Source organism: Roseofilum halophilum BLCC-M91, assembly GCF_030068445.1.
GTDB classification, from domain to species: Bacteria; Cyanobacteriota; Cyanobacteriia; order Cyanobacteriales; family Desertifilaceae; genus Roseofilum; species Roseofilum halophilum.
In genome coordinates, this window is the sequence record NZ_JAQPOK010000027.1 from 36,874 (window position 1) to 55,821 (window position 18,948).

Consider the following 18,948-nt stretch of genomic DNA (forward strand, 5'->3'; position numbering starts at 1 on the left):
TGATTGATATTACCAAATCAAGGCAAGATTTAAGACAAATCCGGGTAAAACCTCTTCTCCCGATAAGCTGGCAGGATTATCTAAAATTTGTTTCTCTTGTCCCTGACGATAAATTTCGACTTGATGGTTTTGGGGATTGATGAGCCAACCTAACTGACAACCATTATCTATATATTCCTGCATTTTTTCTTGCAGGGGTTTTAGGGAGTCGCTGGCAGAGCGTAATTCGATGAGAAAATCGGGACAGATGGGCGGGAATTTCTCTTGCTGTTCTGCACTCAATGCTTCCCATTTGGCTAAGGGTATCCAAGAGGCATCGGGGGAAAAAGTAGCCCCTTTAGGCAGTTTAAAGCAGGTGGAAGAATCAAAGACAACTCCTAATTGAGTTTGTCGATTCCATAACCCTAAATCTAGATTAATCTCTGAGTTCCGCTTTCCTGTTCCCCCTCCGGTGGGTGGCATAATGATTAAATCTCCTTTAGCCGTTCGCTCTAGTCGCAAGTCACGATTAGCCACACACAGTTGATAGAATTGCTCATCGGTAATGGAGGCGGTTTCTGGATTGCTTAAAATCAATGCTGTCATGGTTCGCTTTCCTTTCGATCCTTGAAAATGGGGGTTTACCAAATGAAGGCAAGATTTAACACGAATCCCGGTAAAACCTCTTCTCCCGATAAGCTGGTAGGATTATCTAAAGTTTGTTTCTCTTGTCCCTGACGATAAATTTCGACTTGATGGTTTTGGGGGTTAATGAGCCAACCTAACTGACAACCATTATCTATATATTCCTGCATTTTTTCTTGGAGGGGTTTTAAGGAGTCGCTGGCAGAGCGCAATTCAATGAGAAAATCGGGACAAATGGGCGGGAATTTTTCTTGCTGTTCTGCACTCAATGCTTCCCATTTGGCTAAGGGTATCCAAGAGGCATCCGGGGAAAAATTAGCTCCTTTAGGCAGTTTAAAGCAGGTGGAAGAGTCAAACCCTATTCCAGTGCCGTCAATATCCGCCCAATTAGCTAGTTGTTGAGCAATTTTTAAATTGCGGTTGCCCGTTGTTCCTCCAGTGGGTGGCATAATGATTAAGTCTCCTTTAGCCGTTCGTTCTAGCCGCAAGTCACGATTAGCCACACAAAGTTGATAGAATTGCTCATCGGTAATGGAGGCGGTTTCTGGATTGTGCAAAATCAATGCAGTCATAGTTTTGTACAGCGCTTTGCGCGGTAATGGGTTCTCTTAAAAGTCCTCATTTATAAGGTTTATTCTATTCGGTAACGAGGGCGTGACTGCAAACCAAGGAGTGCGAGCATCTTGCTCGCTGTTATCTACCCTAGGGAGCGGAGAAAACCAAGGAGTGCGAGCATCTTGCTCGCTGTTATCTACCCTAGGGAGCGGAGAAAACCAAGGAGTGCGAGCATCTTGCTCGCTGTTATCTACCCTAGCGAGCGAGACGCTCGCACTCCCAAAAACCTAAAGTCTCACTCCCTAGGGCGAAGCGCTATAAATACCGGCTTGCCAACTGCATTAAATCGGCAATATCAATATCTCCATCCCCATCGGCATCGAGTAAGCGGCTTAAAACTGGGTTCTTTTCTGCTTGACTGGCTCCCATTTCCACCACTTTTAGCACCAAGGGCACAGCAGTGGGTAAAACTGATTCAATGGTACTGGCTGGTAAACCGGTTTTGTCGGCGGCTACCTGGATTAAACTTTGCAGTTGGGGCAAACTAAAGAGGGCTTGTACTGCTTGGGGATTGGCCGCTAGTCCGCTATACTGATTGACGAGATTCTGGGCTTGATCTGGCTCTTGTTCTTTCAAGGCTGACTGGGAAAAGTTGGCAACGACGGAAAGGAGCGATCGCATTTGCCCTTCATCTGCCCCAGTATCATTGGATAATTGCTGCACCGTATTCACCAGCCCGCCGAGCTGCCCTAAACCGCCCTGCTCGCTGACTGCACCAACAACCTGATTCAACCATCCCATAATTCTTTCCTCCTAAACTTGCTACCCTAGACGTATTCCCCTACCCTACCAAGGAATAGGGCGCAAAACCATTCCCCGTGTCCCCGCGTCTCCCTGTCTCCGTGTCCTTCCTACCCAAATTTTAAAATCATTTCCTTGAAAGTTCCTCCATGCCCCTGCCTCGCCTCCTGATTCTGATTGTCGGTATTACACTGGTCTTAGGGCTGATGCTGTGGTTCATTGATGCCCTGCGCTGGTTTTACCTGCAAATTTCCTATACGTCCCCGCTCTTGGGAACGGTGGTTTTACTTTTAATTGTTGCCCTTTTGGGGGTATTGTTGGCGGGTGTTGTCTATTATGCCTGGATGTTCCGAGGGGGAACAACAGGGAAAAGCCGCAGTCAAAGGGTGGTGAAGGTTCCGACGGAGAAAAAGGAAGCGGCAGCCGAAACCCTGAAAGCGGTTAGGCAGCAGATGGATAAGATTCAGGATCGGGTGGCGCGGGAAGCCTTGTTGGAGCGATCGCGGCAAATTGAATCGAGTCTCCATGGTCGTAATGTGCGCGTGGTTGTCTTTGGGACAGGCTCATCGGGTAAAACTTCGGTGATTAATGGCTTGTTGGGGCAAATGGTGGGTCAAGTGGAACCCACCATCGGTACGACGCAAGAGGGACAAACCTATCATTTACCCCTGAAGGGATTAAACCGGGAAATCTTGATTACCGATACCCCTGGTATCCTAGAAATTGGGGAAGTGGGAAGCGATCGCGGCCAAATGGCTCGCCACTTGGCAACTCAAGCCGATTTACTGCTATTTGTGGTCGATAACGATCTACGGCAGTCCGAATATGAACCCCTGCAAGCCTTAGCCCAAATTGGTAAACGCTCTTTGTTGGTGTTTAATAAGACCGATTTGTATACGGACGAAGACCGGGAGCGGATCTTAACTCAGTTGCGACACCGGGTACAGGGACTGATGAGCAGTGGTGATGTGTTGGCGATCGCCGCCAATCCCCAAGCCGCCGTTCTACCCTCCGGCGATTTAGTGGTTCCAGACCCCGAAATTTTACCCCTAATCCGCCGCCTAGCCGCCGTTCTCAGAGCTGAAGGCGAAGATTTGGTTGCCGACAACATTTTGATGCAAGCCAGTGCCCTAGGGGACGATGCGCGGCGGATTTTGGATACCCAACGCAAGCGCCAAGCCGATCGGACGGTGGAACAGTTCCAATGGATCGGCGCAGGGGCGATCGCCGTTACCCCCATACCCGTCGTCGATTTACTCGCCACAGCAGCCGTCAACGCTCAAATGGTCGTCGAATTAGGGCGCATCTACGGCTGCGAATTAAACATGGAACGGGGGCGAGAATTAGCCCTCTCATTAGCCAAAACCCTCACCAGTTTGGGCATCGTGGAAGGAGCATTAAAATTAGTCACCACCGCCCTACAACTTAATGTGGCCACCTTCATCATCGGTAAAGCCATTCAAGGAGTCACAGCCGCCTATTTAACCCGCATTGCCGGGAAAAGCTTTATCGAATATTTCCGCCACGATCAAGACTGGGGAGACGGAGGAATTACGGAAGTGGTGCAGCGTCAATTCAAACTGAATAAACGGGATGAATTTGTCAAAGCCTTCATTCAAGATGCGATCGAGCGCGTCGTCCATCCCCTCACCCAAAGTGAATCAGAAGAATCAGAAGACAACAACTATCCCCCCCCTTGGACTCCTCCCGTCTCTGTCATGAAAGTGCCCGAACCCCTCCCCCCCAATTTCCCTGAGCCAGATGATTGGTTAGAAGAGTCCGACTCAGAATCAGAGAATTGGTAATATAGCTAGTCTAAATCAGTTGTGCAACAGACAATGCCCTCTCCCTTTCATGTCCGCAGGAAAATCCCTCTCCCACTCCGAGCTAATCCTGTAGGGGTTTCATTGAACTACTATTTGGTTAACAGAAGTTGATCAGTAATCAACAAGTTAGCACAGCTTCCATCATCATAGGCACTCAGGTCTTCAACCAGAAACCGGTTTTCTAGTCAGCTTGCCAGTGTTCTAGCAGTTGTTCGCGAGACCATTGTCCGAGTTTGAGTAGTGCGTCGGCAAATTTGTCTTTGGGAAGGGCGAGCATTTTGGGTTTGAGGGCTAAGAGTTCTTCATCAATTTCAGTAAATTTCTCCTGTAAAAAGGCATCGATGAGAGTAGCTCGCTCTTCTTCCCGTTCCCTAGCGAGTTCTTCTTGGTACAAGTTAGAGGATCTGATCCGTTCTTGTTGTGCAACCTGTTCCATGTGTGCTTCAATTTCTGGATCGGGTGGAAATTCCGACCATTCTTCACGAGACAGGAGAATTTTATAGACATTTAGATTCAGTTCAGGTACACCCGGAAGGTGACCTATGGGTGCTTGCTCAAGATCAACAATTAAATCACCATCAGTAATCCAACCCTCATCATCCCTGTACCAACCTAGAATTTTACCAAAGTCGTTTAAAACGATTTCTCTAGATTTTTCAGTTCCTCCCATGTCTCGATAAATTTGACTTTGAATACTAAAACCAAATTTACCATAGCTATGTTTGTTCCAAAGGTAATCCATAATTTGTAAATCTTCAGCAGGAGTTCTTTCTATGTCTTGTTGAGTAATATGCTCACAACTTGTATATCCAGTGACAGTCTGTAATTGAAAGGCTGTTTCCTCATCTGCTTCTTGCCAACGTCCACATTTGAGAAGATATTTTAATCGGGCATAACTTTGTCCAGAAGAAGATTGTAAGGGGATGTCATCTGAGGGTGCATCGGGTTGACTTGCTGACTGTAAGGGTTCAGCGTTAGCAGGAGGAACTGGTCGTGCTTGTATCGTATCGGATAAACCAGAACCTTTCATCTCTGCAAGCTGCACTTTAAGCGCTTCCTGTTCTTGAGTTAACCGATCCACCTGTTCCGCGAGTTGGATCAAACGCACCTCAAAACGAGTCTCTACCTCTTCCATAGTGTTCTCCAAGGGGATGTAAGATTGAGTGGGGGATGACCGGATGTTACCGTCACGATCGCCATAAACCCCACCCATGAGTATATCAGGATGGGAGCAATATTAAGCACTGGCTCGTGGTGAGGGCGGGTTTACAAAATTGATGGGTTGGTATTGTAGATTTGGGTGTAACCCGCCCCTACGGGGAATGGGTGAGGGCGGGTTTACAACATTGATGGGTTGGTATTGTAGATTTGGGTAGAACCCGCCCCTACGGGGAATGGGTGAGGGCGGGTTTACAACATTGGTAGGTGGGTTTTCTAGATATTGGGTAGAACCCGCCCCTACGGGGATATCAATGGGGTTTAAAGTTTTGTAATCTTAAGGCGTTGGTGACGACGGAAACCGAACTTAATGCCATCGCTCCACCGGCAATCATGGGATTGAGTAACCAACCGAAAATCGGATATAAAATTCCGGCGGCAATGGGGATGGAGGCGGTGTTATAAACGAAGGCGAAAAAGAGGTTTTGGCGGATATTATTTAGGGTGGCATGACTGAGTTGAATGGCGGTGATGATGCCTTGTAAGTCGCCAGAAATTAAGGTGATGTCGCTGGCGGCGATCGCCACATCGGTTCCTGTACCAATGGCTATCCCTACATCTGCCTGGGCTAAAGCGGGGGCATCATTGATACCATCACCCACCATGGCGACTAATTTACCCTTTTGTTGCAATTCCCGCACCTTATCGGCTTTGTTTTCGGGACGCACTTGGGCGAAAATCTGGGTAATTCCCACTTGAGAGGCGATCGCCTCTGCGGTATGCTGATTATCTCCCGTGAGCATCACCACCTCTAACCCCATGCGCTGAAGTCGCTTAACCACGGCTTCCGAAGAGGGTTTCAGAGCATCGGCGATCGCCAAAATTGCCTCCACTTCTCCATCTACTGCCATCCAAATCACCGTTTTTCCCGCACTCTCCCACCGATCCTGATACTCGCTCAATAGCACATCCTGAGAGGTTTTCACCTCCAGATTCACCCCCAACTCCTCCATCCATCGCCGCGTTCCCAATTGGATGAGGTAGTCAGAACTATAACCCTGCACTCCACAGCCAGGAATGGTCTTAAACTGCTCTGGATCGCTGAAAGGTTTTTTCACCCCCTGACGCTTGCTATAGTCTACTACAGCCTTTCCTAGGGGATGCTCAGAAGATTTTTCTAGACTGGCTGCAAGCTCTAACAGTTTCAATTCATTGCCATGGGCAGTTCCCAATGTGGTGATATAGTCCGTAACCGTGGGTTTGCCTTCCGTCAGAGTTCCGGTTTTATCTAAGACAATGGTTTGGATCTGATGGGCAAGTTGCAAACTTTCCGCTCCTTTGATTAAAATTCCCTGTTGTGCCCCTTTCCCGGTTCCCACCATCACCGAAGTGGGAGTCGCTAACCCCAAAGCGCAGGGACAAGCAATCACCAACACGCTCACAGTGGTTACCATGGCTAGGGTAAGATTGCCCGTGAGAACAATCCAGGTTAAAAATGTGATGACTGCTATGGCTAAAACCGCAGGCACAAACCAGGATGTGACGCGATCGGCTAATTTTTGAATGGGCGCTTTAGAACTTTGGGCATCTTTCACCAACTGGATAATCTGGGCTAAAACCGTATCTTTGCCCACCCGCATAGCTTCCATCTGAAAACTCCCCGTTTGATTGATCGTTGCACCAATCACCTCATCACCCGGTTGTTTATCGACTGCCACACTTTCCCCGGTAACCATGGATTCATCAATGGTTGAGGAGCCTTTAACGACTTTACCATCGACGGGAATTTTTTCTCCAGGACGCACCAAGAGGCGATCGCCCACTTGCACCTCAGTTAAGGGAATATCCTGCTCTTCCCCGTCTCGAATTACCCGTGCTGTTTTCGGTTGCAAGCCAATTAGAGCGCGAATAGCTGATGAAGTTTTGGATCTTGCTTGATGTTCCAGCATTCTCCCCCACAAAATCAGGGTAACGATCACCACCGCCGCCTCATAATACACATCGGCACTCAGTCCCTGAGCCTCAAAAAACCCAGGAAACAGGGTCGGAAACAAAGAATAAAAATAGGCCGAACCCGTCCCCAAAGCCACCAAACTATTCATATCCGCCCCTTTGTGTTCCAGGGCTTTCCAAGCGCCCACAAAAAACGGACGACCGCACCAAACCATCACCGGAGTGGACACTACCCATTGCAGCCAAGGGTTATGCAGCCAATGGGGCCAACCCGGTATCGAAATTCCCATCATCATCGGCAAAGACCCCACCACCAACAGAACCGAAGCGGCTCCTCCCAACCAGAGCTTGCGTTGTAACTTTTCGAGCGCTGGGTCTGATTCGTCTTCCTCCTCTTCCTGTACGGGCACATTGGCTTGATATCCCGCATTTTCTACGGCTTGCTGAATCTTATCCAGAGACACGGAACTGGGATTATACTGAACCGTTGCTTCGCAAAGAGCAAAATTAACGGAACATTTAGTTACTCCGGATACTCCTTGAATGACGCTTTCAATCCGTTGGGCACAACCGGCACATGACATTCCCTCTAGCTGTAGCGTTTGTTGTTGCATCACCTTTATCCTCTCATCTGTTCTCTAGAGTTTAAAATCTCCAGTGGGCTGGAGAGTCAAGGGAAAGAGTAAAATTTGAGGAATTCGACAGAGTGTAGTGGACTGTTTCATCTAAAATAGTGCATTATTCCAATTATCCTTCTGCCGCGCGTTTCATGTCCGCGACGCAAGGAAAGGGCTGTAAATTATGCATGATTCTGTTTTATTATCCTTTTTGCAATTAGCCAGCTCCACTTTACCTGTAGGGGCGTATAGCTATTCCGAAGGCTTAGAAACCTGGGTGGAACAGGGAAAAATTACCGATGAAACTTCTTTGGGGGGTTGGTTAAGGGATAGCTTGCGATTAGGTTCTATCCGGCTCGATGGTGCAGTGTTAATCCGGGGATGGGAAGCGATGGAACAACAAGATAACCAGAGGTTAAGGTATTGGAATCGTTGGCTTTTAGCGACGAGAGAAACGGAGGAATTACGACAACAAACGGTGCAAATGGGGCGATCGCTCTCCTTGCTGCTGCAAACCTTGGAACCGGATCTTGCACCCGTTGTACAGGACTTGGGGCCAGAATGGAGTTATCCCCTAGTTTTTGCGATCGCCGCTCATCATTGGCAGATTTCCCCCGCAGATGCGCTTTTAGCTTATCTGCAAACTTGGGTTTCTAACCTGATCGCTGCGGGAGTTAAGCTGATTCCCCTGGGGCAAACCACCGGTCAAAAACTGCTCTTTGAGCTTCATCCCCATATTCGGGCGATCGCCGACAAAATTCTAGCTTTAGAAGATGATAACCTTTATAGTTGTAACTGGGGTTTTGCCCTCTCCTGCATGGCCCATGAAACCCAATATACTCGACTCTTTAGAAGCTAAAACAATGGCTCTGGTTTGCTTATGACTCAATTGCGCGTGGGAGTAGCTGGCCCCGTTGGATCGGGGAAAACTGCATTAGTGAATTTACTGTGTCAAACCTTGCGAGACCAGTATCAAATTGCCGTAGTGACCAATGATATCTATACCCAAGAAGATGCCCAATTTTTGGTGAGATCGGGAGCGTTATCCGGCGATCGCATCGTTGGGGTAGAAACCGGAGGCTGTCCCCATACAGCAATTCGAGAGGACGCTTCGATTAATTTAGTGGCGATCGAGCAACTAGAGCAACACTTTAATCATTTAGATCTGCTCTTTGTCGAAAGTGGCGGCGATAATTTAGCCGCGACCTTTAGTCCAGAATTAGTCGATATTACCCTTTATGTTATTGATGTCGCTGCTGGTGATAAAATACCCCGCAAAGGCGGCCCCGGAATTACCAAATCGGATTTATTAGTGATTAATAAAATCGACCTCGCGCCCCTAGTCGGTGCAGATCTCAACGTCATGGAACGGGATGCTAAAAAAATGCGCGGCGATAAACCCTTTATCTTTACCAACCTTAAAAATAATACTGGACTAGCAGACGTAATTCAGTTTATTGAGCGCTATCTTTGACCTCTCATTACTCAGTCTTTAAACCCCAAATGATTGCCCACAGCACGCTGACGCAGGGGAACGCGGGTGTGAATGGGTGCATTGAGAACCCTAAGATGAGGATCGGCAACCACTAGGGTACTCGATCCACCGCCATCTAAATTTAAGGCCGTATCTACCCCCAATTCCACCAATAATGCTTGTAATTCCGGTAAAGACATGCCCTCACTATAAAACCGTTGACGGCCATCTACGACCAGAATAAATATTTGAGTTCCCGATGCATCCAATGCGATCGCCGTCCGAGGATAAGCACCATCATAAAATGACCCCGAACTTAAGGGAACCGCTTCCCCATCCCAAATTAAAATAGTACCTCCAGCAATTCCCTGTTGCGTATCTGGGGGACAAGCATCGCTACCGGGAATGACTGCGCGAGGAGAAGAGAGGAAACACAGAACCGGCCAACCCCCATTGACTGGGGAATATTCGATCCCATTGGCGATCGCCTGGCCAGAAATTCCCACGCGATCGCCCCCTTCGGGGTAAACTTGCCAAGGGGACTTGACCTCAAAGGGATAGAAAAAGCTACCATTGATCGCCAACTTCACCCCAAATTCCCGCACAAACTCCGAGGTTGTGCGAGCGCTAATTTCCATACCATCGGGCTGCGGATCGCCCGGAGTCACCAAGGGTTGCATTGAAGCCGTATTTAAATCAATTTTGACTTGATGAATCACCAAAGGACGCGGGTTTGATAGCACCAAACGGGTATAAATGACTCCCGGAAACAGTTCCTGTACCTGGGGGATACGAGCCGGACGGGAGAGTAATAAAATTAGATAAATTCCCCCAGGAATACTCAACAGTAATCCAAGGGTAATTAATCCAATTTTCCCCAGCCTTTTATAGTGTGAAGCCATATATCAGAATCATAGATACGATTCAAACAACCCTCTGACTCCATTGTAAAGGTCAAGACTCGATCTAGCCTGGCGATCGCCCCTCCTGATACAATGATCTCATCAGAGTTGCACAATTGACCACCGTGACCCGATTTATCCATGACCAATTTGCCAAACAATATCTCAGTGAACTGCTCTCGTGTTTCGGAACTGTAGAAACCAGCCAAGATATCGCCGCAACAACAAGCCATCAGAGAACTCGAAGCCTTGCCTTCAGGGAATCGTTGGCGAGCGAATGTGATAAAATTAGTCTACGAACTTTTAACCATTTTAGCCACGCGGCAAAACCAAGAACCAGATCCAGATGATCGGGAGCTAATCGTGACTTTAACTCAACTCTATGAAGAAGCGATCGCCCAACTGCGTGAAGAAGGACGTGAAGAAGGACGTGAAGAAGCCACCCTCGAGTTAATTGATAATCTTCTTCAAGCTCGGTTTGGAGAAGTGGATGAGGAGTTGGCCGCAATTATAGAGGCGATCGCCGCTCTGCCTTCACAAGAATTCACCCCTCTGCTGCTACAACGCTCTCGTGAAGAGCTATTAGCGCAATTTACTCCAGAACCAGAGCCAGAAGAATAGGCGATCGCGTGAACTTTGGAGCGAAAAAGGTAGGAGTGGTGAACACCCCTACCCCTTAATCAATCATGGAAAATAGCAATCGGTGAAATTAAGCGATCGCCGCCATTTTCACTTCATGATGGGTCAATAACTCTTGCAGTTCTTCCGCATCCACAGTTTCCCGTTCCACCAGCATTTGAGCCAACTGGTCAAGAACAGCCCGGTTATTGACTAACACAGCCTTAGCGCGGCGATAGGCCTGTTCGACCAGGTTCCGCACCTCATCATCAATAGCGGCTGCCGTTTCTTCCGAGAAATCCCGCTCGGCCGCAATATCGCGACCCAGGAACATATTCCCTTGCTGACGACCCAATGCCACAGGGCCCAGGCGATCGCTCATTCCAAAGCGAGTCACCATTTGCCGAGCCACCCGTGCCACCTGTTGCAAGTCATTCGACGCACCCGTGGTCACCTCCTCATCACCAAAGACAATCTCTTCAGCCAGTCGGCCACCCAGAGCAACCGCCATCTGATTTTGCAAATAACAACGGCTGTATAATCCAGAGTCCATGCGGTCTTCACTCGGCGTAAACCAAGTCAACCCTCCCGCACGGCCGCGCGGAATAATACTAATCTTCTGCACCGGGTCATAATCCGGCATCAGAGCGCCCACCAAAGCATGGCCCGCTTCATGATAAGCCACCAACTCCTTCCGTTTTTCGCTCATCACCCGGTCTTTCTTCTCCGGCCCAGCCAGAACCCGGTCAATAGCATCATTGATTTCATCCATGGAAATCTCAGTTAAATTGCGACGAGCCGCCAAAATCGCCGCTTCATTCAAAAGATTAGACAGGTCTGCACCCGTAAACCCAGGAGAACGACGAGCAATCTTATCGAGATCCACATCGGGCGATAAGGTTTTCCCCTGAGAGTGAACCTTAAGAATTTCCAAGCGTCCAGCATAGTCCGGACGGTCTACCACCACTTGACGGTCAAAGCGACCCGGACGCATCAAAGCCGCATCCAGCACATCAGGACGGTTAGTGGCAGCAATAATGATAATGCCTGTATTGCCTTCAAACCCATCCATTTCCGTCAGCAATTGGTTCAGGGTTTGTTCCCGCTCATCATTGCCACCACCGAGACCTGCACCCCGTTGACGACCAACGGCATCAATTTCATCAATAAAGACGATACAGGGAGCATTGGCTTTGGCTTGTTCAAACAAATCTCGGACGCGGGAAGCACCTACCCCAACAAACATTTCTACAAACTCAGACCCAGAGATGGAGAAAAAGGGAACGCCTGCTTCACCGGCTACGGCTTTAGCCAGTAGGGTTTTACCCGTTCCGGGAGGGCCAACTAAGAGGACACCTTTAGGGATTTTAGCGCCGACTGCCGTGAAGCGATCGGCGTTTTTCAGGAAGTCTACGACCTCAGTTAACTCTAATTTGGCTTGCTCAATCCCGGCTACGTCGCCAAAGGTAACCTGAGTTTGGGGTTCCATTTGTACTCTAGCCTTAGACTTGCCAAAGTTCATGGCCTGAGATCCGGGGCCACTTTGGGCCCGTCTGAGGAGGAAAAACACCCCGACAACCAGCAAAATAGGGATGAACAGACTGCTTAAGGCCCGCACCCAAGCCCCATCATCACTGGGGGGTAAAACTGAGATATCAACATTGTTTTGAGTGAGAATGTTGAGTAAGTCTGGATCATTGGGAAGGTTGACCAGAATTTTTTCACCATTTTCTGCGGTCACTAGCGCTCTGGTACGGTCAGCACTGAGGTTTACCCGCTCGACCTGTCCCGTTTCTACTTCGTCAATCAGTTGACTGTAGGGCCAGGTTTGGGTGGGTTGGGGTTGTTGGTCAAACAACGCAGTTCCCAGAGCAATGACGACGATCGCCAGCAAAGCATATAGTCCCGCATTTCTCCACCGTTTGTTCACGCCTGTTTGATCCTCCTGTTGTGTTTTCGGGTATTAAGACGGCTTTTGTTCGTGATTATTAATCTTATATTAACGAATATTACGAAACTGTGAGCGATCGGCTCAATAATGGGGAGCAGCGATCGCTCTGCATTCCCAGTTGAATCAGGGATTGCAGAGTTTAACGATTTTATGATGATGGGCCATTAAACGGGTGGTATAGGGGAGCAAGTGTGGAAAACCATACCCTACCCGCCACTAAGGGGCGATCGCTCTATCTTTTTAACTCTCAGAATAAGAGTGATAAAATAGCCTAAAATTCCTGAAAACTCCAACCCATGATCTCTGTATCCGGTTATCAAACCCTCAACTTACTCTACGAAAGCACCAACTCAGAAGTTTATCGCGCTATCCGAGCAACTGACGGGCAACCCGTAATTCTCAAACTCCTGAAACAAAACTATCCCACCCCCTCAGAACTCAGACGCTACAAACAAGAATATGAACTCACCCACTCAATCAACCTAACAGGAGTGGTAAAAGCCTACGACTTGCAACCCTATAAAAATACCCTAGTCATTATCCTAGAAGACTTCGGCGGAGAATCTTTAAAAACTTGGAAAGCAAACCAGTCAGAATTGAACCTCCATCACGAGCTATCCCTATTCATCAAAATAGCCGACTGTCTTGGACAACTCCACGCCGAAAATATTATCCACAAAGACATTAATCCCGCCAACCTCGTCTTCAACACCGAAACCCAAGAACTCAAAATTATTGACCTCGGCATTTCTACTGAACTGAGCAAAGAAAACCCCACCCTCAAAAACCCCACCACCCTCGAAGGAACCCTTCCCTACATCTCCCCAGAACAAACCGGGAGAATGAACCGTTCCCTAGACTATCGCACCGACTTTTATTCTCTTGGTGTAACCTTTTTTGAACGGCTCACCAATCAACTGCCCTTCACCACCCAAGATGACCTAGAATTAGTCCACTGTCATATTGCCAAAGAACCCCCATTAGCCACCGAAATTAATCCCCAAATCCCTCCCATTCTGTCGGACATCATCAGCAAACTGATGTCGAAAAACGCCGAAGACCGATATCAAAGCGCCTGGGGATTAAAAGCCGACCTAGAAACCTGCCTGACTCAACTGGAACAAGAGGGCAAAATTGACCCCTTCCCTCTAGGAAGCCAAGACCTATCAGACAAATTTCAAATTCCCCAAAAACTCTACGGCAGACAAAAAGAAATCGAGCAACTCTTAAACACCTTTGAACAAGTAGACCAGCACAGTCAGATGATGCTAGTAGCCGGTTACTCAGGCATCGGTAAATCAGCCCTAGTCCAAGAAATATACAAACCCATTACCCAAAGAAAGGGATACTTTATCGCCGGTAAATTCGATCAATTCCAGCGCAATGTCCCTTATTCGGCAATTGTGGCTGCCTTCAAAGCATTTGTACAGCAACTGCTCACGGAAAGTCCAGAAAGCTTGGAAAAATGGAAAAGTAAATTTTTAGATGCTCTGGGTGTTAATGGACAAGTAATCGTTGATGTGATTCCAGAAATTGAACTGATTATTGGCCCCCAACTTCCCATAGATGAATTAGGGCCAGCCGAATCACAAAACCGGTTTAACTTAGTCTTTCAAAACTTTATTCGCTCCTGTTGTAGTCCGAAACATCCCCTAGCGATCTTTCTGGACGATCTCCAATGGACAGATAGAGCAACTTTAAAGTTAATCGAACTGATCGTGATGGATCAAGACCTAAAAAACTTATTATTGATTGGAGCTTATCGAGACAATGAAGTAAATGTAAACCATCCTTTTATAATTTTGGTGAATAAGCTCAAAGATAATCAAATTGGTATTCATGAATTGACCTTGGAAAATTTAGCTATAAATGACGTTAGACATCTGATCGAAGACACAGTGATGCAAGAGAATGAGAAGGTTCAAGAACTGTCCAAGATGATTTTTAAAAAAACACAAGGAAACCCATTCTTTGTCAATCAATTTTTAAGCAACTTATACTCTGAAAACTTGATTGAGTTTAATTATCAAAACCAAGTATGGGAATGGGATTTGTACAAAATAAAGTCTCAAAATATCACAGATAATGTGGTTGAATTGATGATTGGGAAGTTAAGGAAACTGCCCTTGAGTACCCAGGAAGTTTTAAAGCTAGCAGCCTGTATTGGCGCTAATTTTGATTTAACCACCTTATCTCTTGTCTCAGAAAATCCTGCGCCTGACGTATTTAATTGCATAATTCCTGCAATTCAATCGGGGTTAGTTTTATCTTTATCGGAATTAGATCAAGAACTTTTGATTCAAGATTACAGGTTTGTACATGACCGAGTACAACAAGCTGCTTATGCTTTAATTCCTGAAGAAGAGAAGCCATTAATTCACCTAAAAATTGGACAACTGTTGCTCAAAAGTAGCTCTGAAGAAGAGCAATTAGAAAAAATATTTGATATTGTCGGTCATTTGAATATTGGTTTTGATAGACTCACTAATGCTGAAGAAAAAAATAAAATTACTCAGTTAAATCTTGAAGCAAGTAAAAAGGCCAAATCATCAGCCGCCTATATGGGTTCATTAGAATACCTGAAAGCTGGTATGCATCAATTGAGTGATGACAGTTGGGAAAAGCATTATAAGTTAACCTTTGAATTTCATAAGGAGCGTTGTGAAGTTGAATACTTGAATTACAATTATGATGAAGCTGAAAAATGGGCGGATATCACATTACAAAAAGCTCAATCAACGTTAGATAAATGTGAAATTTATAGGCTTCTATGCGTGCAAAATACTCTATCAACTAAGTATGAAGAAGCGATTGTTAATGTAACGACTGCTTTGGACTTATTGGGGATTTATTTTCCCAGTTCAACGGCAGATACAATTGAACTACAAGCTTGTCTTGATGTGGAAATAAAAAATATTAAAACTCATTTGAGATATCGCAAAATATCCGAGCTAGAAGAGTCTGAAGAATGTACCGATCCAGAAAAACAAATGGCAATGAAATTGCTGCACTGTGGAACATCATCGATGTTTTTGACCAATCCAACTATGTGGTGGATTGTTAGCACAAAGTTGGTTCAAATGTCCTTGAAGTATGGGTTGGTCATTGACTCAATTTTTGGATTTTCTGCCTATGGCATGTTTTTGGCAAATGAAGAAGAGTATGCCCTTTCTTATGAATTTGGAACCTTAGCGATCGATCTCACTGAACGATTTAATCATGGGGGAACAAAATGTCAAGTTCTTCATGTATTTGCCACTTATATTAATGGGTGGAATAAACACTTAAAATATGCCGATCCCCTCAATGATGAAGCGTTTGCATTAGCTTTAGAGTCTGGCGATATCCACTATGCTGGATATACGATAATGGTGGGTTGCTATAACTTGTTTTATCAAGGTAAACCGCTTGACGAGATGACAGAGCAAATCAAAAAATATCTCTTGTATACAGAGCAGAGCAGTCATCAATTAGCAAAGGATTTGTTATGGGCAGCTCATTTGGTAATTCTGAACTTAAGAGGTTTAACTTCAGATATTGATTCATTTGATGATGGAGAAAAAGCAGAAGGCGTTACTCTAAATAATTGGATAGAATGTAAGAATTTCATGGTACTTTGTTATTATTACATCATCAAATCTAAAGCCTATTATCTGTATTGTAAACTGGATGAAGCCCTGGATTGTTTGTCAGAAGCGGAAAAATTACTCCCTTTTATCTCCATTAGCATTCCAGTTGCCCAACACAACTTCTATTCGTCTTTAACTCTCTTGCGTTTGTATCCTGATGCCGATCTGGAAAGTCAAAAACAATCCATAGAAAAAGTCCGAAAAAATCAAGTGAGGATGAAAAAATGGGTGGATAATTGCTCCGAAAACTTTTTGCATAAATATTTATTAGTTGAGGCGGAAGTAGCTCAGGTTTTAGGAAATACTTTAGAAGCCATGGATTTATATGATCGTGCGATTGCAGCAGCCCATGAAAATGATTATGTTCAGGAAGAAAGTTTAGCTAATGAACTGGCTGCTGAGTTTTACTTGAAATTCAAGAAGCCGAAATTTGCTCAAATTTATATACAACAGGCTTATTATGGATATAGAGTTTGGGGAGCAATGGCTAAAACGGAGCAGTTGGAGAAACTTTATCCAGAGTTGTTAGGTTTATCGGTTAATTCACAAAAGAGTAGTGTTTCTATTACTAGAATTTCTACCAGTAACAATTCTAGTGTGTCCTTGGATTTATCGACTGTCCTCAAAGCAAATCAAGCGATTTCTGGGGAAATTGTCTTAGAAAAGCTGTTAATTGCTCTGATGAAGATTATTATGCAAAATGCCGGAGCGCAGAGTGGATATTTACTGATGGCAGATCGAGATCGGTTAACGATTGAAGCCTCCCAGACTCTAGATTGTGATGAGATTCAGGTATTACAAGAAATTCCTGTAGAAGACCATGCTCAAATAGCTCAGAGTCTGATTAATTATGTCCGTCGGACGCAGGAGAGTGTGGTGCTTAATGATGCGACGAATCAGGGTAACTTTATCAACGATCCTTATATTAAACAATGTCAACCGAAATCAATTCTGTGTGTTCCTCTGATTAGTCAAGGAAAGTTAATTAGTATTGTCTATCTAGAAAATAATCTGACGGTGGGGGCGTTTACGGAGAATCGAGTAGAGATGATTAAGTTGTTATCGGGACAAGCGGCGATCGCCCTGGAAAATGCGTATCTCTACCAAAACTTAGAACAAAAAGTACAACAACGTACCGCAGAACTGGCATTAGCGAATCAGGAAATTGGCATCTTAAATGAGAAACTCAAGGCAGATAATAGACGGTTAAGTTCAGAGTTAGATGTAGCCAAAAAACTTCAGGAAATGGTGCTACCCAATGCTGAAGAGTTAGAGGATATTGCCGGTTTAGACATTGCTGGATATATGCAACCGGCCGATGAGGTAGGGGGAGACTATTATGATGTTCTCAAGGATGGAGAGCGGCTGAAAATTGGGATTGGAGATGTGACGGGACATGGGTTAGAAAGTGGGGTGTTGATGCTGATGGCTCAAACGGCAATTCGCACCCTACAGAAGGTGAATGAAACCGATCCGGTGCGGTTTTTAGATATCCTCAATCAGACCTTGTATGACAATTTGCAACGGATGAGCAGTGATAAAAATATGACGTTGGCAATTTTGGATTATCATCAGGGGAGGGTGAAACTAAGCGGTCAGCATGAGGAGGCGATTGTGGTTCGTTCTCATGGGGAAATAGAGTTAATTGATACAATTGATTTGGGTTTTCCGATTGGGTTAGATGACCAAATTGCAGATTTTATTAGTCAACACTCTATTGATTTAAATGCTGAAGATGTGATGGTATTGTATACGGATGGGATTACAGAAGCGGAAAATAGGGAACAGGAGCAATATGGATTAGAGCGTTTGTGTCGGGTGGTGCAGGAACATCGGCAAAAATTAGCCCATGAGATTCGGGAACAGGTGGTTGAGGATGTGCGAGAATTTATTGGCGACCATAAGGTGTTTGATGATATTACTTTGGTGGTTTTGAAGCAGCGATGAAGAAATTTGAACATCCGATCGCCCTGGAAAGTTTTGCTATGATCGATCGCGAAATCGGCCCCCATACTCTAAATGCCCAGGAATATGCGATCGCCCGTCGCATTATCCATAGCACCGCCGACTTCGAGTTTAAGGACTTGCTCTGGTTTAGTCCAACCGCCATTGAGTCGGGTATCAATGCCCTGCACCAACAATATCCCATCATTACCGATGTCTCCATGGTACACATGGGAATTCGCAATTTAGTCACTCAAACCTTTAATAACCCTCTCTGGGTGGCAGTCGAAGCAGTCCCCGAAGCAGAACCGGGAAAAACCCGCACAGAGACGGGAATGCTCCAATTAGCCCGTCAGTTTCCAAAAGGCATTTTTGCGATCGGAAACGCACCCACGGCTCTGTTAGCCCTGTGTGAGGAGATCGAACAGGGGAGGGTGCAGCCTACCCTAGTTATTGGCGCTCCGGTGGGGTTTGTGTCAGTGGTGGAATCCAAATCCCGTTTGGCGCAGTTGGCAGTTCCCCAAATTATCGTTAAGGGGCGCAAGGGCGGCTCGCCCGTGGCGGCAGCCATTGTCAATGCTTTGATCCATCTATAGCAAACCTAAATGAGTGATTTAACGATTGCCCCTCATCCCCCTACCCCCTTCTCCCACAGGCGCTGCCCTGCTTGCCCTGAGCGTAGCCGAAGGGAGCGAAGTCGAAGGGAGAAGGGGGAAAGTCCCTCTCCCACGGGAGAGGGATACAGCGCTTCGCGCGGCAGAAGGGTAATGGGTAATTGGTAATGGGAAAACCATTTTTCACGCTATAATCCCCATTTTTCAGGCTTTTCATGGGAAGGCACTCAACCCTTAAAATTTCGATAACTGTACCTCATAACATCGAAAAGCGCTGTATAG

The 18,948-nt window shown here is 46.1% G+C and carries 13 protein-coding genes; 6 read left to right on the plus strand and 7 right to left on the minus strand.

Annotated features, from left to right (window positions below; genetic code table 11):
* Positions 1-9: 9 nt before the first annotated feature.
* The 3 genes from PJF56_RS03645 to PJF56_RS03655 form a co-directional block, all read right to left on the minus strand.
* Positions 10-585 (minus strand): Uma2 family endonuclease, encoded by a 576-nt coding sequence (locus PJF56_RS03645; RefSeq protein ID WP_283761287.1) that lies wholly within the window; start codon positions 583-585, stop codon positions 10-12.
* A 35-nt stretch (positions 586-620) separates the two neighbouring features.
* Entirely contained in the window at positions 621-1,196 is a 576-nt protein-coding gene (locus tag PJF56_RS03650) for a Uma2 family endonuclease (protein WP_283761288.1), read from the minus strand.
* Between the two features lie 298 nt (positions 1,197-1,494).
* Positions 1,495-1,980, minus strand: a complete 486-nt coding sequence (locus PJF56_RS03655; protein ID WP_283761289.1) for a DUF937 domain-containing protein — start codon at positions 1,978-1,980, stop codon at positions 1,495-1,497.
* Between the two features lie 149 nt (positions 1,981-2,129).
* On the opposite strand from PJF56_RS03655, the gene PJF56_RS03660 reads away from it, so the two are divergent.
* The gene (locus PJF56_RS03660) at positions 2,130-3,785 is read left to right on the plus strand and encodes a YcjF family protein (protein WP_283761290.1); all 1,656 of its coding nucleotides are present in this window, start codon (positions 2,130-2,132) and stop codon (positions 3,783-3,785) included.
* A 202-nt stretch (positions 3,786-3,987) separates the two neighbouring features.
* Here PJF56_RS03660 and PJF56_RS03665 read toward each other — a convergent pair whose 3' ends face one another.
* Both PJF56_RS03665 and PJF56_RS03670 read right to left on the minus strand, forming a co-directional pair.
* Entirely contained in the window at positions 3,988-4,941 is a 954-nt protein-coding gene (locus PJF56_RS03665; RefSeq protein WP_283761291.1) for a GUN4 domain-containing protein, read from the minus strand.
* A gap of 334 nt (positions 4,942-5,275) precedes the next feature.
* Positions 5,276-7,531 carry a heavy metal translocating P-type ATPase gene (locus PJF56_RS03670; RefSeq protein WP_283761292.1) on the minus strand — a complete coding sequence of 752 codons (2,256 nt, stop codon included), beginning with the start codon at positions 7,529-7,531 and terminating at the stop codon, positions 5,276-5,278.
* Between the two features lie 187 nt (positions 7,532-7,718).
* Here PJF56_RS03670 and PJF56_RS03675 point away from each other — a divergent pair, with 187 nt between their 5' ends.
* Positions 7,719-8,393 (plus strand): urease accessory protein UreF, encoded by a 675-nt coding sequence (locus tag PJF56_RS03675; protein ID WP_283761293.1) that lies wholly within the window; start codon positions 7,719-7,721, stop codon positions 8,391-8,393.
* 21 nt (positions 8,394-8,414) lie between these two features.
* A complete protein-coding gene (gene ureG, locus PJF56_RS03680; RefSeq protein ID WP_283761294.1) occupies positions 8,415-9,008 on the plus strand; it encodes an urease accessory protein UreG in 594 nt (197 codons plus the stop codon).
* Between the two features lie 11 nt (positions 9,009-9,019).
* On the opposite strand, the gene PJF56_RS03685 is transcribed toward ureG, so the two are convergent.
* Positions 9,020-9,910, minus strand: coding sequence for a phosphodiester glycosidase family protein (locus PJF56_RS03685; RefSeq protein WP_283761295.1), 891 nt, complete (start codon positions 9,908-9,910; stop codon positions 9,020-9,022).
* A 249-nt stretch (positions 9,911-10,159) separates the two neighbouring features.
* Between PJF56_RS03685 and PJF56_RS03690 the strand changes: the two genes are divergently transcribed.
* Positions 10,160-10,531 (plus strand): hypothetical protein, encoded by a 372-nt coding sequence (locus PJF56_RS03690; RefSeq protein ID WP_283761296.1) that lies wholly within the window; start codon positions 10,160-10,162, stop codon positions 10,529-10,531.
* Positions 10,532-10,619: 88 nt separating this feature from the next.
* On the opposite strand, the gene ftsH3 is transcribed toward PJF56_RS03690, so the two are convergent.
* Positions 10,620-12,458, minus strand: coding sequence for an ATP-dependent zinc metalloprotease FtsH3 (gene ftsH3, locus PJF56_RS03695; protein ID WP_283761297.1), 1,839 nt, complete (start codon positions 12,456-12,458; stop codon positions 10,620-10,622).
* Positions 12,459-12,775: 317 nt separating this feature from the next.
* Here ftsH3 and PJF56_RS03700 point away from each other — a divergent pair, with 317 nt between their 5' ends.
* Both PJF56_RS03700 and PJF56_RS03705 read left to right on the plus strand, forming a co-directional pair.
* The gene (locus PJF56_RS03700) at positions 12,776-18,055 is read left to right on the plus strand and encodes an AAA family ATPase (RefSeq protein WP_283761298.1); all 5,280 of its coding nucleotides are present in this window, start codon (positions 12,776-12,778) and stop codon (positions 18,053-18,055) included.
* Positions 18,052-18,648: a cobalt-precorrin-8X methylmutase gene (locus tag PJF56_RS03705; RefSeq protein WP_283761299.1), complete on the plus strand. Its 597-nt coding sequence runs from the start codon at positions 18,052-18,054 to the stop codon at positions 18,646-18,648. The genes PJF56_RS03700 and PJF56_RS03705 overlap by 4 nt, the downstream gene beginning before the upstream one ends.
* Positions 18,649-18,948 lie beyond the last annotated feature (300 nt).